Annotated in this window: 16 protein-coding genes; 5 read left to right on the top strand and 11 right to left on the bottom strand. The window is 36.5% G+C overall.

What is annotated here, in order from left to right; genetic code table 11:
• Nucleotides 1-25: 25 nt before the first annotated feature.
• Both O0931_RS05280 and O0931_RS05275 read right to left on the bottom strand, forming a co-directional pair.
• Nucleotides 26-304, bottom strand: coding sequence for a hypothetical protein (locus O0931_RS05280; protein WP_269414505.1), 279 nt, complete (start codon nucleotides 302-304; stop codon nucleotides 26-28).
• A 98-nt stretch (nucleotides 305-402) separates the two neighbouring features.
• Entirely contained in the window at nucleotides 403-1,362 is a 960-nt protein-coding gene (locus O0931_RS05275; protein ID WP_269414504.1) for a PhoH family protein, read from the bottom strand.
• Between the two features lie 103 nt (nucleotides 1,363-1,465).
• On the opposite strand from O0931_RS05275, the gene O0931_RS05270 reads away from it, so the two are divergent.
• The 3 genes from O0931_RS05270 to O0931_RS05260 all read left to right on the top strand — a co-directional run bounded on the left by O0931_RS05270 (nucleotide 1,466) and on the right by O0931_RS05260 (nucleotide 3,064).
• Nucleotides 1,466-2,245: an SAM hydrolase/SAM-dependent halogenase family protein gene (locus tag O0931_RS05270; protein WP_269414503.1), complete on the top strand. Its 780-nt coding sequence runs from the start codon at nucleotides 1,466-1,468 to the stop codon at nucleotides 2,243-2,245.
• Nucleotides 2,246-2,418: 173 nt separating this feature from the next.
• Entirely contained in the window at nucleotides 2,419-2,937 is a 519-nt protein-coding gene (locus O0931_RS05265; RefSeq protein ID WP_269414502.1) for a hypothetical protein, read from the top strand.
• Nucleotides 2,918-3,064, top strand: a complete 147-nt coding sequence (locus O0931_RS05260) for a hypothetical protein (RefSeq protein WP_269414501.1) — start codon at nucleotides 2,918-2,920, stop codon at nucleotides 3,062-3,064. The genes O0931_RS05265 and O0931_RS05260 overlap by 20 nt, the downstream gene beginning before the upstream one ends.
• Before the next feature lie 68 nt (nucleotides 3,065-3,132).
• Here O0931_RS05260 and O0931_RS05255 read toward each other — a convergent pair whose 3' ends face one another.
• The 9 genes from O0931_RS05255 to O0931_RS05215 all read right to left on the bottom strand — a co-directional run bounded on the left by O0931_RS05255 (nucleotide 3,133) and on the right by O0931_RS05215 (nucleotide 12,598).
• Nucleotides 3,133-4,083 (bottom strand): D-2-hydroxyacid dehydrogenase, encoded by a 951-nt coding sequence (locus O0931_RS05255; RefSeq protein WP_269414500.1) that lies wholly within the window; start codon nucleotides 4,081-4,083, stop codon nucleotides 3,133-3,135.
• A gap of 90 nt (nucleotides 4,084-4,173) precedes the next feature.
• Nucleotides 4,174-5,247 carry a 3-phosphoserine/phosphohydroxythreonine transaminase gene (gene serC / locus O0931_RS05250; RefSeq protein WP_269414499.1) on the bottom strand — a complete coding sequence of 358 codons (1,074 nt, stop codon included), beginning with the start codon at nucleotides 5,245-5,247 and terminating at the stop codon, nucleotides 4,174-4,176.
• Between the two features lie 321 nt (nucleotides 5,248-5,568).
• A complete protein-coding gene (locus O0931_RS05245) occupies nucleotides 5,569-7,995 on the bottom strand; it encodes a TonB-dependent receptor (RefSeq protein ID WP_269414498.1) in 2,427 nt (808 codons plus the stop codon).
• Nucleotides 7,996-8,087: 92 nt separating this feature from the next.
• Nucleotides 8,088-8,759 carry a ribulose-phosphate 3-epimerase gene (gene rpe / locus O0931_RS05240; protein WP_269414497.1) on the bottom strand — a complete coding sequence of 224 codons (672 nt, stop codon included), beginning with the start codon at nucleotides 8,757-8,759 and terminating at the stop codon, nucleotides 8,088-8,090.
• A gap of 223 nt (nucleotides 8,760-8,982) precedes the next feature.
• A complete protein-coding gene (pnp, locus tag O0931_RS05235) occupies nucleotides 8,983-11,118 on the bottom strand; it encodes a polyribonucleotide nucleotidyltransferase (protein WP_269414496.1) in 2,136 nt (711 codons plus the stop codon).
• A 176-nt stretch (nucleotides 11,119-11,294) separates the two neighbouring features.
• Nucleotides 11,295-11,579: a 30S ribosomal protein S15 gene (rpsO, locus tag O0931_RS05230; RefSeq protein WP_025146265.1), complete on the bottom strand. Its 285-nt coding sequence runs from the start codon at nucleotides 11,577-11,579 to the stop codon at nucleotides 11,295-11,297.
• Between the two features lie 329 nt (nucleotides 11,580-11,908).
• On the bottom strand, nucleotides 11,909-12,139 hold the full coding sequence (locus O0931_RS05225) for a hypothetical protein (protein WP_269414495.1): 231 nt from the start codon (nucleotides 12,137-12,139) through the stop codon (nucleotides 11,909-11,911).
• An 80-nt stretch (nucleotides 12,140-12,219) separates the two neighbouring features.
• Nucleotides 12,220-12,387, bottom strand: coding sequence for a hypothetical protein (locus tag O0931_RS05220; RefSeq protein WP_269414494.1), 168 nt, complete (start codon nucleotides 12,385-12,387; stop codon nucleotides 12,220-12,222).
• Nucleotides 12,388-12,394: 7 nt separating this feature from the next.
• Nucleotides 12,395-12,598, bottom strand: coding sequence for a hypothetical protein (locus tag O0931_RS05215; RefSeq protein WP_269414493.1), 204 nt, complete (start codon nucleotides 12,596-12,598; stop codon nucleotides 12,395-12,397).
• A gap of 112 nt (nucleotides 12,599-12,710) precedes the next feature.
• Here O0931_RS05215 and O0931_RS05210 point away from each other — a divergent pair, with 112 nt between their 5' ends.
• Both O0931_RS05210 and O0931_RS05205 read left to right on the top strand, forming a co-directional pair.
• Nucleotides 12,711-13,130 carry an acyl-CoA thioesterase gene (locus tag O0931_RS05210; protein WP_269414492.1) on the top strand — a complete coding sequence of 140 codons (420 nt, stop codon included), beginning with the start codon at nucleotides 12,711-12,713 and terminating at the stop codon, nucleotides 13,128-13,130.
• Between the two features lie 347 nt (nucleotides 13,131-13,477).
• Nucleotides 13,478-14,902, top strand: a complete 1,425-nt coding sequence (locus O0931_RS05205; RefSeq protein WP_269414491.1) for an MATE family efflux transporter — start codon at nucleotides 13,478-13,480, stop codon at nucleotides 14,900-14,902.
• Nucleotides 14,903-14,923: the final 21 nt, after the last annotated feature.

The raw sequence follows: 14,923 nt of genomic DNA, 5'->3' as shown, positions 1-14,923 counted from the left end.
TAGTTTGGTCGCTGCGAGGTGTAAATTATTTCAATTTGCTTAAAACCTGTTTAAAGGTCTCATTTGAAATTGTTCCAATAAATTCATTTTTAACCTGAATATTTATCTTATGTTCATTTTTAAATAATTGAAGTCTGCCATTGAAAAGATGTTCTTCATCAGCTTCCGCAAAATAAAATAGTCTGCCAAGCTTTTCCTTTTTACAGACCCATTCTTTATCATTCTTTAAAACGATTAGCCTTACGTTGTGAGGCAATTTTTCAAAGGAAAGTTTTAAGTCAGTTTGCAAATCGATACTTTCCATAATAAATATTGTTAGATGGATTTATTTAAGATGGATGATGGGTTTTAAAGCATTTATACTTTTTAATCATCCATCTTACATTTTTCATTTTACAGAAATTACTGGATATCTCCGTAAGCCTTCAGGATATCTTTAACCAATTTGTGGCGAACAACATCTTCCCCGCTCAGGTAAATAATATCGATGCCTTTAATATCTTCCAGAATTCTTAAACCATTAAACAAACCCGACATTTGTTTTTTGGGTAAATCGACTTGCGTAACATCACCGGTAACAATAAATTTTGCCGTTGGTCCCATACGCGTTAAAAACATTTTCAGCTGCATATCAGTCGCATTTTGAGCTTCATCCAGAATCACAAAGCAGTTATCCAAGGTACGCCCACGCATAAAAGCCAGTGGCGCAATCTCAATAGTTCGGTTTTCAATATAAAACTTCAACTTTTCTGCAGGAATCATATCATCCAAAGCATCATAAAGCGGGCGTAAATAAGGATCGATTTTTTCTTTCAAATCGCCGGGTAAGAAACCAAGGTTCTCGCCTGCCTCAACTGCCGGACGTGTTAATATAATTCTTTTGATCTCTTTATTTTTCAACGCACGGACGGCCAGAGCAACTGCCGTGTAAGTTTTACCTGTTCCCGCAGGACCAATAGCAAAAAGAATATCATTTTTGGCAATGCTGCTGACCATTTTACGCTGATTTGCAGTTCTTGCTTTTACCAATAATCCATTGGTACCAAAAACAATTACTTCGCCACCGCCACCTGTTGGTTGCTCTGCATCTTTTTTTGCAACCCCGCTAGCCTTCGCACCTAAGATAGATTCTACATCATTATTCGTTAATGAACTATATTTCTCAAGGTGTGCAACAAGCAGGTTAAATCTTTCTTCAAATGCCTTGAGTTCCTGTTCGTCACCGAGAACCTTAACATCACTACCTCTCGCTACCAGTTTCAATTTCGCGAAAGCACCTTTAATCATTTCGTAATTCTCGTTATTCGCCCCCCAAAAGTGAGCAGGATTTACGGTATCCAGAGTTAATTTTAATTCGTTCAAACTGTAGTATTTTAAAAAGTTATCGGGGTATATTAATTAAAATTTGAATATTTGCAGACGCTTATGCCTGTACACAAGAATAAGCAATAATAATGAATTTTTAATGGGGATAATTACTTTAACAACAGATTTAGGTTCAAAAGATTTTTACCAGAGTGCCCTTAAAGGTAGTTTGTTGAGTCTTATGCCTAATGTTAATTTAGTTGATATTACCCATGATGTTCCATCGTTTAACATTTCTTACGCTGCATTCGTTCTAAAAAATGCTTATCCGTACTTCCCAAAGAATACGGTGCATTTAATCGGTATAGATTCTGTGTACAGCGAAAACACTAAATACATTGCTGTTAAACACCGCGACCACTATTTCGTTGGTGCCGATAACGGTATTTTTTCTTTGCTTTTTGATGATGTTCCTGATGACGTGGTGGAATTGAATATTATGCAGGATTTAAAATATCTTCACTTCCCGCTGGTTGATATTTTTGTAAAAGCTGCTACACATCTGGCTAAAGGTGGTAAATTAAAAGACATTGGTTTACCTGTAGCGGAGATTGAGCAAAAGATGCTATTACACCCTGTTATTGAGCGAGATATCATTCGGGGAAGTGTAGTTTATATTGATACTTTCTGCAATGTAATTACCAATATTACGAAAGATCTTTTTACAAAAATTCAAAAAAACCGCGACTTTACTTTGTACTTCAGAAAAAGTGAAACCATTACACAACTAAGCTGGCATTACAATGAAGTTCAAGAGGGCGAAAAGCTTTGCTTGTTTGGAATTAGTAACCACCTTGAGATTGCAATTAATAAAGGTAAAGCAAGTGGTTTACTAGGTTTGCACCTTGGCGATATCGTAAGGGTAGAGTTTCATCCTTAACCTTGTTCAATGGTTCATTAGTTCAGTTGTTCATTTGGCAAGATGCCTGATATAAAATTGAGATTATACCAATGATTTGAGCAGTATAGCCGCTTTGCAAACCATTGAACCAATGACAAATGAACCATTGAACTAAGTCCAAACAACTTCCACCCTTTTCACGTTTATATCCCATGAACAAATATTTATATCTACTCTACATCCTATTCCTGAGTTTTCAAACTTTTGCTCAGCAAGATACAATCGCTTATGCGGCACAACGTGTTAAAGTTAATTCACTGTTAACAGAGCGAAGTGCTAAGTTCGGTCAGTATGATGAAAGCCTGAATCAACGAACCGGAATATTTGGTTGGCAAACCAAAAAAGACATTAAAAATTCCAATGAAATTCTCCGTCAGGTTGTGCTAACAGATAACAATATATTTAAAGAGCTGAAAGTTTTAATGGACTATAAAGACTTGCAAAACCAACAAAAAGTGGCCGTTGCAGATAATTCGCAAGAACGGCTAGAGGGTTATATGCGAACCATTAAAAAACTGCAAGACCAAAACGAAGAATTAAAAAGCGATTTATCAAAAAAGAATAACGGAGGTTTATCTTTTTATATCATCACCTTTTTGCTTTTAGTAATGGCCGGCGGATTTTATTTCTTCAATAAAAAGCTAAAGAAATATGAAAAAGGCACTATTTAAATTTCTGGTTAAAATCAACAATATGATTTTACCAAGTTTATATAAAAAAGACCCTAATAAGTTGACAGTTGTTCAGAAAGCGATATTAGGTTATCGCTACTGGGTGTTAACGAAAGCTTTGGATTAATGAGGATGTTATGTTGAGCCTGTCGAAACACGATTGTTCTTCGACAAGCTCAGAATGCAAATATTTTATTACTTCTTAAAATGCTCAATAATTAAAGTCGCTAATTCCGTACCGATACGTTCTTGCGCTTCGTTAGTTGATGCACCGATATGCGGTGTTAACGAAATTTTTGGATGAGTTAAAATTGCTGCTAACGGTGTAGGCTCATTATCAAAAACATCTAAACCAGCGAAAGCTAATTTTCCCGAATCCAGCGCTTCAATTAAAGCTGGTTCATCAATCGTTCCGCCACGTGAACAATTTACCAAACCAACGCCATTTTTCATTTTAGCGAATTCTTCGGCACCTAAAATTGGCTTATCCGCAAAAGGCGTATGCAAACTGAGGAAATCACTACCTGCAATTACTTCATCTAAAGAAACGGTTTTAATTGGAATACTTACCGATTGACCACCTTGAAATTCTAAAGTAATTTCAGATTCTGAAGGATATAAATCGTAAGCCAAAACTTTCATGCCTAAGCCTAAAGCTACTTTTGCCGTTGCACGACCAATACGACCAAAGCCAATAATACCAATAGTTTTACCACTTAATTCAGTTCCTTTTGCATAAGCTTTTTTAAGGTTGTTAAATTGAGTAGCGCCCTCAACAGGCATTTTACGGTTAGCGTCTTGCAAAAACCGGATGCCTGTAAACAAGTGAGCGAAAACTAATTCTGCCACTGATAAGGAGGAGGCAGCTGGCGTATTTACCACTGCAACACCCTGGTTTCGAGCGTATTCAACATCAATATTATCCATACCAACGCCACCCCTACCAATTAATTTAATATTTGGTACAGCATCGATAAGTTCTTTTCTAACTTTTGTTGCGCTACGAACCGTAATTGCGTCATAGCTTTTTAGAGCTTCAGCTAACTGGTCTTGCGGAATCGTTTCTGTATCAACCTGGAAACCCGCTTTTTCTAATAATTCTTTTCCGATAGGGTCTATCCCATCGTTTGCTAATATTTTAATCATACTTGTGATTTCACTGATTAAATTGATTACACACCTGCCAGACGGTAGACGGGTATTTAAATGCAAATCAATTACCTGTTAAAATTTAAATTAATTTGCCTTTGCCTGTTTTTCTTCGAAAGATTGCATTGCATCGATCAATGCATGTACGCTTGTTATTGGCAGCGCATTATACATTGATGCACGAAAACCACCAACACTTCGGTGTCCTTTAATACCCACAATACCTTGCTCTTCTGCAAATTTCAGAAATGGTTTTTCCAACTCAGTATTTTCCATTACAAAACAAACATTCATTCTGGACCGGTCTTCAACTGCACAGGTGCCTTTAAATAGAGGATTACGGTCTATTTCTCTATAAAGTGCCTCAGCTTTTTGTTTGTTTTCTTTCTCAATTTCAGCAACACCACCTTTAGATTTTAACCAACGAAGATTTAATAAAGCCACATAAATGGAGAAAACCGGAGGCGTGTTGTACATGGAACCGTTATCGATATGAGACTGATAGTTCAGCATAGATGGAATTTTCCGATCAGTTTTACCTAAAACCTCATCTTTAACAATAACGATGGTTAATCCTGCTGGACCTATATTTTTCTGCGCACCGGCATAAATCAAATCGAATTTTGAAACATCAATTACACGGCTCATAATATCCGAAGACATATCGCAAACTACAGGAACGCTCGTTTCCGGAACTTCGAAAAGCTCTGTTCCGTAAATTGTATTGTTCGAAGTATAATGGAAATATGCACTATCAGCAGGGATATTGAAATCTTTCGGTATAAATGTATAGTTTGAATCTTTCGAAGATGCAACAACATTTACATTGCCTACAAATTTAGCTTCTTTTAAAGCTTTTGATGCCCAAACACCAGAATCTAAATAACTTGCGGTTTGTCCATCGGCTAATAAATTCATTGGAACCATTGCAAACTGTAAACTTGCACCGCCTTGTAAAAATAAAACGGAATAACCCGATGGCACATTTAGTAACTCTTTTACCAACTTATCAGCTTCAGCAACAACTGCCTCAAATTCGGTTGTTCTGTGCGAAATTTCTAAAATCGATAATCCATCGTTAAAATCTAAAACTGCCTGTGCAGCTTGTTTAAACACTTCTTGAGGTAAAATACAAGGGCCTGCGCCAAAATTATGCTTCATCTTATTATATAATGTTTTATGGCCGTAAATGTAAAATTTTTAAAGCAGTTATGCCTATAAAATCGTATCATAAAAAATTAAATTTTGTTAAAAATTAAGGCAAAAAAGATGTTTTTATTACAGTTTTTGTAATGAGATTAATTAGCAACAGAGGCAGGAAGATAAACACAGATTTTTATGCTACTTTCAAATTCAGCAGTCACGCCATATGCTGAAATCTTTTTCAAATCTCTTTTATTCCGAGGAATGAATAATCTGTTTCGTTGTTTGCTTTTTATTTATAAGATCTTGAAATCCTATAATTCTTAAATCCAGGTTTAATCACGATTTATTCTTCAACTTGACGATTAACTTCAAATTAAACTGTCTTCCCGTTAAATAATTCGGAATTGCATACTGTACATTATCAACGTCTTTCAGCCATAAATACGAAACCGTGTTATCAATATTTAACATATTAAAAACTTCGAAAAACAGAATTACAGAATTGAAGTTCTTCTCCAAAAACTTAGGTTTATGTAAGGCAGCGTCGTCGAGAAAATCTTTCGAGAAACCAATATCTATCCGTTTGTAAGATGGCACATAGAATTTATCCAAATATTTAGGCGTTTGTGATGGTCCGATTGGTAAACGGGAACCATATAATGCATTTAAGTGTACTTTATAGGTCGGACTATTCAATAACCTGTCTTGGAAAAACACAGAAAAATTAACCCTTTGATCAGTCGGACGCTTTAAATAACCAGGGTAAATCGTTTCGCCATTTTGAACATAACTGTCACCGATAATATTCTCATTGGCATGCATAACCGACATCCTGAAATACGAAACCAAATCTTTTACGAACTCACCACCAATGCTAAAATCAGCACCGTAGGCATAACCTTTGGAAACTTCATTTGCTAAATATTTAATCCGCAGGTTATCAATCTTGTAAGGAATTAACTTGTCCGAATATTTAAAATAAGCCTCAGATGTAAACTTCAACCGGGTTCCAAACGCATCAAAAGCGTAATCATAACCTATGGAGGTGTTGTAAGAGCTTTGCGCTTTTTGGTTAATATTCAAATTGCCGGTAAAATCTCTTATGGTTCGGTATGAGGGTGGCTGCTTGTAAACGCCAGCCGTAAACCTTAAAATCTTATTATTGGAATTTGGTCGGTAGGCAATTAACATTCTCGGACTAATCAGTAATTGTCTACTCAAAGAACTATAAGTTGCACGAGTGCCAAGCTGAAGTTCTGCATAATCTGAAAGTGAATAACTATCCTGAACATAAGCGCTGTAATTTTTAATATCAATATTATTCTCCGTATTGATTAAATTTTGCAACACAATGTTTTTTGTGTTATTTGGCAAAATATACCCCGCAGAATCGGTGTAATTGTACTCATTTAAACGGTCGTCGTATTTAGATTTATCAAACTTTAACCCCCAGGAAAAAACATGATTATTGAAGTTTTGGTCAACCTTTATTTCTGAGGCAAATACCTGCGTATTTAAGCTATTCCGACCGTAATTATAATAACTCCCAATTCCTCTGTTTTTAGTAACCGGACCAAAATTTTCTACCGAAAAAGTATTGTCAACTTCATCAAAAACATAACTGCCGTCAATATCGAAACGCTCTCTTTCAATTGTATTGAAGTAACTGTTTATGAACTTAATAACCAGATTAGGTTTCGGAGAATAAGTTGCTGTTACAGCTGTTCCTAAAGTTTGGTAATCATCAATCTCCTGGCCAGTGTAATCAACATTCAAGCGTAAAGTAGTGCTTAAAGTGCCAAATTGAGTTTCTCGATTTGTTGGCACCAATTTAAACTGCCCAAGATTTAAATTTCCTAATACACTAATATTAAATTTTGAAGAAAAATCATATTGATACATCAGCTGTGCGTCAGCAAAATTAGGGTTATAACTCCCCTTTTCATCTTGCTTAATCAGTACGCTTGAATTATTCTTATACCGCAAACCGGCGAGCAGAAAACTCTTTTTAAAATTACTTTTAACAGTTAAAGATGTATTTAAGAAGCTCGTACTTAAAATGGTTTGGTTGCTGTCAGGCTTATCATATCGAATATCTAAAACCGATGAAAGTTTATCGCCATATTTTGCCTCGAAACCTCCGGCAGAAAACTTGGCTTTGCTAACCAATTCCGAATTTATAAAACTCAAACCCTCCTGTTGTCCATTGCGGATTAAAACTGGTCTGTTGATTTCAACGTCGTTAATGTAAATTAAATTTTCATCGAAATTGCCTCCACGAACACTGTATTGAGCACTTAATTCATTATTGGTTGAAACGCCTGGCAAACTTTTAAGCATAGTTTCGAAATTGCCGGATACCAGTGGCATGGAGGCAATATCTGCAATATTAATTGTGGTTGTATTACTTAACTGGTTTTGCTTATTCGTGATATTTACCTGATCTAACTCATTAACATTAGCGACCAAGTTTACCTGTTGTGTAATCCGGGCGCCGGAGCGTTCGTTAAATTTTAAAGTTTGTGGCTGATAACCCAGTAACGAATATTTAATGCTAAAAGTTCTCGATTTTGAATAGATGGTATAAACCCCAAAATCATCAGTCACAGTAGATAAGGCCTGACCTAAAACGCTTACCGTTACCTGTGCTAAAGGCAACTTTTCGTCGCTGTAAACTATTCCCGAAATCCTAACCAAGGGCTGCGCTAAAGCAAAACTGCAACCAGCGATTAAAAGGGTAAGGAGTAGCCGGAGTTTGAGCATTGGTTAGTATCGAGAAAAGTATTAAGTATCAAGTATCAAGACAATTATGACTCTATACGCCCTATTATCGAAAAAATATAGCAATAAAACAATTAAATATAAATATTGCCAGTTATCAAGCCTTTCATTTTAGAAATCGTTTCTCTTGGATTATCTGTTGCGAAAATTGCATTTCCAGCCACAAAAGCATTAGCACCTGCTGCTACTAATGTAGCAATATTTTGTAGACCTACACCACCATCAACTTCAATAATTAAGTCTTCATTAACACCTTGAATTAAGCGTTTTAAATCTTGTATCTTCTTATAGGTATTGTGAATAAATTGCTGTCCGCCGAAACCCGGATTAACAGACATAATCAAAACCAAATCTAAATCCTGAATTACATCTTGCAATAAAGTAACCGGTGTATGGGGATTTAAAGCAAGTCCAGCTTTACATCCCGACGCTTTAATTAACTGAATCGTTCTGTGTAAATGCGTACAAGCCTCATAGTGAACCGTAATTCTATCGGCACCTGCCTTCGCAAATTCAGGAATAAATTTATCTGGTTCAACTATCATTAAATGGACATCCAGAGGTTTGTCAGCGTGCTTTTTTACAGCAGCCATCACCGGAAAACCAAAGGAAATATTAGGTACAAAAACACCATCCATCACATCAACATGAAACCAGTCGGCCTCACTTTGATTAATCATTTCAATATCGCGTTGCAGATTGCCGAAATCGGCAGAAAGTATGGATGGAGCAATAATGTATTTCATCTAATTTATTTTGTCGTCATTGAAAAGCATGAAACAATCTATTTTTCGATAAAGATTGCTTCCTACCCTGTAATGACGAGTTGGTTATACAATTTTAGTAATACGGCAAGTTACAAAATCCTCATTAAACAAAATAGTAATCAATAAAAAAGCCCTTTCAGTTTTACACTGAAAGGGCTAATCTTTAATATCTACCGACTTCGGACTTCCGCCCCGGCTTTACTTACGCTTTTGGCGCAGCTGGTTTTTCTGGTCTTGGTAATAAAACTTTACGGGAAAGTTTCATTTTACCTTGTTTATCGATATCTAATAATTTAACCTCGATTTTATCACCCTCTTTCAATACACCGTCCATTGTTTCTAAACGTTCCCATGAAATTTCAGAGATGTGTAATAAACCATCTTTACCCGGCATAACTTCAACAAATGCACCGAATGGCATAATTGATTTTACCTTACCCTGGTAAACTTCACCAATTTCTGGTTTAGCTACGATGTTACGGATACGGGTAACTGCAGCATCGATAGCAGCTTTATTATCAGCGAAAACTTCAACGATACCTTTACCATCAACTTCTTCGATAGAGATTGATGCGCCAGTTTCTCGTTGCATTTCCTGGATAATTTTACCTCCAGGGCCGATAATGGCACCGATAAATTCTTTATCAATAGTTAAAGACACAATACGTGGTGCATGTGGTTTGTAATCTTCATTAGGCGAGCTGATGGTTTTCTTCATCTCGTTTAAGATGTGTAAACGACCTTCTTTAGCCTGTAATAAAGCTTTTGTTAAAACTTCGTATGATAAACCATTGATTTTTAAGTCCATTTGACATGCAACAATACCATGTTCAGTACCGGTTACTTTAAAGTCCATATCACCTAAATGGTCTTCATCACCTAAAATATCAGAAAGGATTGCGTATTTACCGGTTTTCTCATCGGTAATTAAACCCATTGCGATACCTGAAACCGGCGATTTGATTTTAATACCTGCATCCATAAGTGCTAAAGTACCAGCACAAACAGTCGCCATTGATGATGAACCGTTAGATTCTAAAATATCAGAAACGATACGAATTGTATAAGGATTTGACTCACCTTGTGGCAATACTTTTTTCAATGAACGTTGCGCTAAAGCACCGTGACCAATTTCACGACGTCCAGCACCTCTATTTGGCCTAACCTCTCCGGTTGAGAAACCAGGGAAATTATAGTGCAATAAGAATTTGTTGTAACCGTTGAAGAAAGCACCATCAATCATTTGCTCATCATCTTTGCTACCTAAAGTAACTGAAGTTAGTGATTGCGTTTCGCCACGTGTAAACACAGCTGAACCGTGAGCAGCAGGTAAATAACCAACTTCACTCCAGATTGGACGAATTTCATTAGTCTTACGGCCATCTAAACGAATACCTTCATCTAATAACAGATTTCTGATTGCATCGTACTGAACATCATGGTAATAATGTTTAGCCATTGCTTTAGTTAAATCTGCGGTATCTTCAGGCATTGCTTCGAAGAATTCGTTAATGATTGCTGTAAAACCTTCTTTACGAACATCTTTATTGCCACCAGCTTTCGCTACAGCATAAACTTTATCGTAAGTATCGGCATAAACTTTAGCTTTTAAATCAGCATCATGGTCTTCGTGGCTATATTCGCGTTTTACAGTTTTACCTGTGGCTTCAGTTAATTCAACCTGAACAGCACATTGAACTTTAATTGCATCATGTGCAAATTTTAAAGCTTCAACCATTTCATCTTCCTGAATTTCGTCGCACTCGCCTTCAACCATACCTATGTCGTTAGCCGAACCAGCAACCATAAACTCTAAAGTAGCACGTTCTAAATCGCTTGCTAATGGGTTGATTACCAATTTACCATCAATTTTTGCAACACGTACTTCAGAAATCGGACCGTTAAAAGGAATATCAGAAACTGATAATGCAGCCGATGCTGCTAAACCAGCTAAGCAATCAGGCATGATATTTTTATCAGCAGAGATCAATGAAATCATCACCTGCGTATCAGAGTGGTAATCGCTTGGGAACATTGGACGTAAAGCCCTATCAACCAAACGAGAGATCAAAACCTCATAGTCAGATAATCTTGCCTCACGACGTAAAAAGCCACCTGGAATACGACCAGTAGCCGCATATTTTTCCTGATAATCAACCGATAAAGGTAAAAAATCAGTACCTGGTTTAGCGCCAACAGTAGATACAACCGTTGCTAACAACATCGTATCGCCCATTTTTACCACAACCGAACCATCAGCTTGTTTAGCCAATTTACCAGTTTCAATTTCTACAATTCTGCCATCGCCCAAATCGAACGATTTTTTTATTACATTCATTTAAATAGAATTATGGTGTGTTTTCCTCTTTCTACACACCGTTGTTTATATATGTTTTTGTTTTTGCAAACGAAGATAAGGTTTAAATAGCCTATCTATAATAAATCCCGTTAAAATATTAACAGGAAATGTAAAAAGCCATTCCCTGAAGAATGGCTTTCGCTGATAAAATTCGCTTATTTTTGTTTAATGATATCACGAAGCGATAAAGCTTTGATGATAGCACGATAGCGCTCAATATCTTTTTTGTATAGGTAAGCCAAGATACCGCGACGTTTACCTACCAATTTTTGAAGTGACAACTGCGTAGAGAAATCTTTACGATTTTTCTTTAAGTGTTCTGTTAAGTGCGCAATACGGTATGTAAATAACGCTACTTGACCTTCAGCAGAACCCGTGTTGGTTTCTACTTCGCCGTGTTGTTTAAAGATTTCGGCTTTCTTTTCTGGACTTAAATACATTTCTTGAATAATATTAAAGCAATAAAAATTAATTAATTGTGGCGCAAAGATAAAGTATTTTTACATATTAACAAAGCGTGGTGAATTGTTTAATTGCTGAATTATTAAATTGACCTGAAAGCTCAGTTCTAAAAAAGCAAGGTTCGGTTTTAATTGCTACCACACTCCCGCCCTCGCCACAATCTTTTAAAAACTCTGTCATTCCGAGGTACGAGGAGTTGTTTCATAGGTTGCGGATTCTTCGTCTCTCAGAACAATACGTTAAAAGCTGTAATTTTAAAAGAATTTCGGCAAGGTCAGGTTTAGAAAACTTAATACAGGCAAGAAACTTAATTTCTTTTGTTAATGCGCTCCAATTCTAAAACATCGAGCTGATCTTTAGGCCTATTGGTGGCCCGCTTGTTATCCAAAAGATGATTATAATGCAGAAACCTTACTTTAATAACATTAATTTCATCAACAGTAGCCATCTGAAAATAGTCATCAAACTTGTGTTTATCCAATCCAGGAATATCAGTCATTAAATCAGCATACATGCCATCATCCATCAAAAACTTCACAATAATCAGCAATTATAGGCACATCTAATAACATATCATATCTGCCATAGCCCCATTTTATCAAGGGCATAAATCAGATTTTATCTGTTATCTTTAGTATCCTTAAGATAAATATCTAAATCACCTGTAGTACGATTATAACCATATCGGTTAACAGCAAAACCGCCAACAATTAGATAATTAACATTAAACTGCTCAAATGTTTTCAATAACAAAAGCATTTCAGGATTTTCTTTATCAAAAGACATAAAGCAATTATATGGTAGGCTTGCAGATTACAAGCCCTTTACCTTTTGGAAATTTTAATGGCTTACCACCGTTCATAGTAACCGAAATGTAATTAAGCTGTAGAACACTAAAAAAACGCTGCTCGGGGGTACGGCTCAAATAAACATCCTCACGTTCCTCAACTATGGTTTCGCGTGGAATTGTAATGTCATATAACTTAAGCTTTCCCATCTAATATCAAAAATACAAAAATAGTCAGTAATACAATACATTAATTATTGCATTTTGCCGGTAATACTTTACATTCAAGCTTAATTAATACTTTTGCAAAAAACATCTACCCTTGGAAAAGAATCAATTTAGCATTTTCGAAAGTGAATTACGTGTACGTCCCGATGATATAGACATGTTCAACCATGTACATAACAGCAAATACCTGGATTATGTATTGGCAGCCCGTTACGAGCAAATGGAAAAATTCTATGGAATGCCCTGGGAGCATTTCACCAAGCAAGGTTTAGGCTGGGTCGTTAGTCATGTCGATATTAATTTCAAGCGCCCGCTTTTAATGAATGATTTGATGTTAATACGCACAGGTATTTTGACCATGCATGATAAAGGCTGCTCAGTGCAGTTTGAAATCATCAATAAAAAAACCGGAAAAGTAGCCTCTGATGGGACTTTTGATTACGTATTGATTGATTTAAATACCAGCCGCGGCACAAAGGTGACTGAAGAAATGATAAAGGCGTATAGTATATAATATTGGTAAGTCGTCATTTCGAGCAAAGCCGAGAAATCTTCGGAATAAACGCAATAGCGATGTTCAAAGATTTCTCTATTGCGCTTCGCTCCAGTTGAAATGACTGACCAGCTATTATATTATCTATTAATTGTTTCAAATTAATCAACACTTCAAAAATCAGTCATCAAAATTTGACAATTAGAAAATTTATTTATCTTTGCCTTATCAAAAAGAACAGAACCATGATAGTATCTGCAATCCGTTTGAGGTTCTAAGCAACCAAGGATTCCCTCCCATTTCAGTTTCAGATATGTGTAGCTTTGCTGCCTATCTATTGGTTTATTCATTATATTATACATTTATATATGTCACAGTCAGTAAAGACACAGGGCAAACTATCTTCTTTTTTTGATGTACTTGTGCAATCTTTAAAAGGTCACGAAGTAGATTTAACTTCAATAAGCATCAAACGGGCAATTATTCTGTTAGCCATTCCAATGATGTTGGAGATGGCGATGGAATCGGTTTTCGCATTAGTCGATTTATACTTTGTTGGTCACTTAAAGAACAGTAGTAATGCAATACAAACAGTAGGTTTAACAGAATCAGTTTTAACTATTATTTATTCATTAGCCGTTGGGTTAAGCATGGCAGCGACGGCAGTCGTGGCACGAAGAATTGGCGAGAAAAACCCGGAAGCTGCAGCAAAAGCTGGTATGCAAACCATTGTGATTGCAGTTGCGGTAAATATTATTATCAGCATTGCCGGATTAATTTATGCAAAAGACATTCTTCTATTAATGGGCGCCTCAACCGAAACCGCAGAACATGGTACCAATTTCGTTCGTATTATGATGGGTGGAAGTATCATTATCGTCCTGTTATTTTTAATTAACGGTATTTTCAGAGGTGCTGGCAATGCAGCAATTGCAATGAGAAGTTTGTGGATAGCTAACCTAGCGAATATTATTCTCTGCCCTGTTTTAATTAATGGTTTCGGACCAATACCGGCGTTTGGCTTAACAGGTGCGGCGATAGCAACTACCATTGGCCGCGGATTAGGTGTTACGTACCAGGTTTATAATTTATTCAATGGAAAAAATGCATTAAAAATTCGGCTGAACCATTTTATTCCGGATTTCGAACAAATCAAAGCTATTGTAAAAATTGCTGCCCCTGCTATTTTTCAATTTGTAATTGCAAGTTGTAGCTGGGTATTTTTAGCGGAGTTGGTTGCCACTACCGGTGGCGATGAGGGCTCTGCTGGTTATCAAACCGCACTTAGATTAATGATGTTCTTTTTATTGCCAGCCTGGGGATTAAGCAATGCAGCGGCAACATTAGTGGGGCAAAATTTAGGCGCAGGCCATGTGGATAGAGCTGAGCAATCCGTTTATCAAACCTTAAAATACATCATCATTTTCATGGCTGTTGTTAGCGTGGTGTTTTTGACCTGCGGGCATTTATTTGCCTCATTCTTCACTTCTGATATAAAAGTAATTGAGATTGCAAGTCGTGCCCTAAAAATATTGAGTGTTGGTTTTGTAATTTATGGTGCAGCAATGGTTTTCAGCAGTGCATTTAATGGCGCAGGCGATACCTGGACACCAACTAAGATTAATATTTTTGCCTTTTGGCTATTCCAAATTCCACTGGCTTATCTCCTCGCTAAATATTTAGAAATGGGACCGACTGGGGTTTTCATCGCCATTCCAACTGCCGAAGCTGGTATCGCCGTTGCAGCATTTATCTTATTTAAAAAAGGTAAATGGAAGAAAACAATGGTTTAATTTTTCCGTCATCGCGAGGCA

Source organism: Pedobacter rhodius (assembly GCF_027213645.1).
Taxonomy (GTDB): Bacteria; Bacteroidota; Bacteroidia; order Sphingobacteriales; family Sphingobacteriaceae; genus Pedobacter; species Pedobacter rhodius.
The sequence above is the reverse complement of the archived record's forward strand: the minus strand, read 5'-3'. Positions and strand labels throughout refer to the sequence as shown.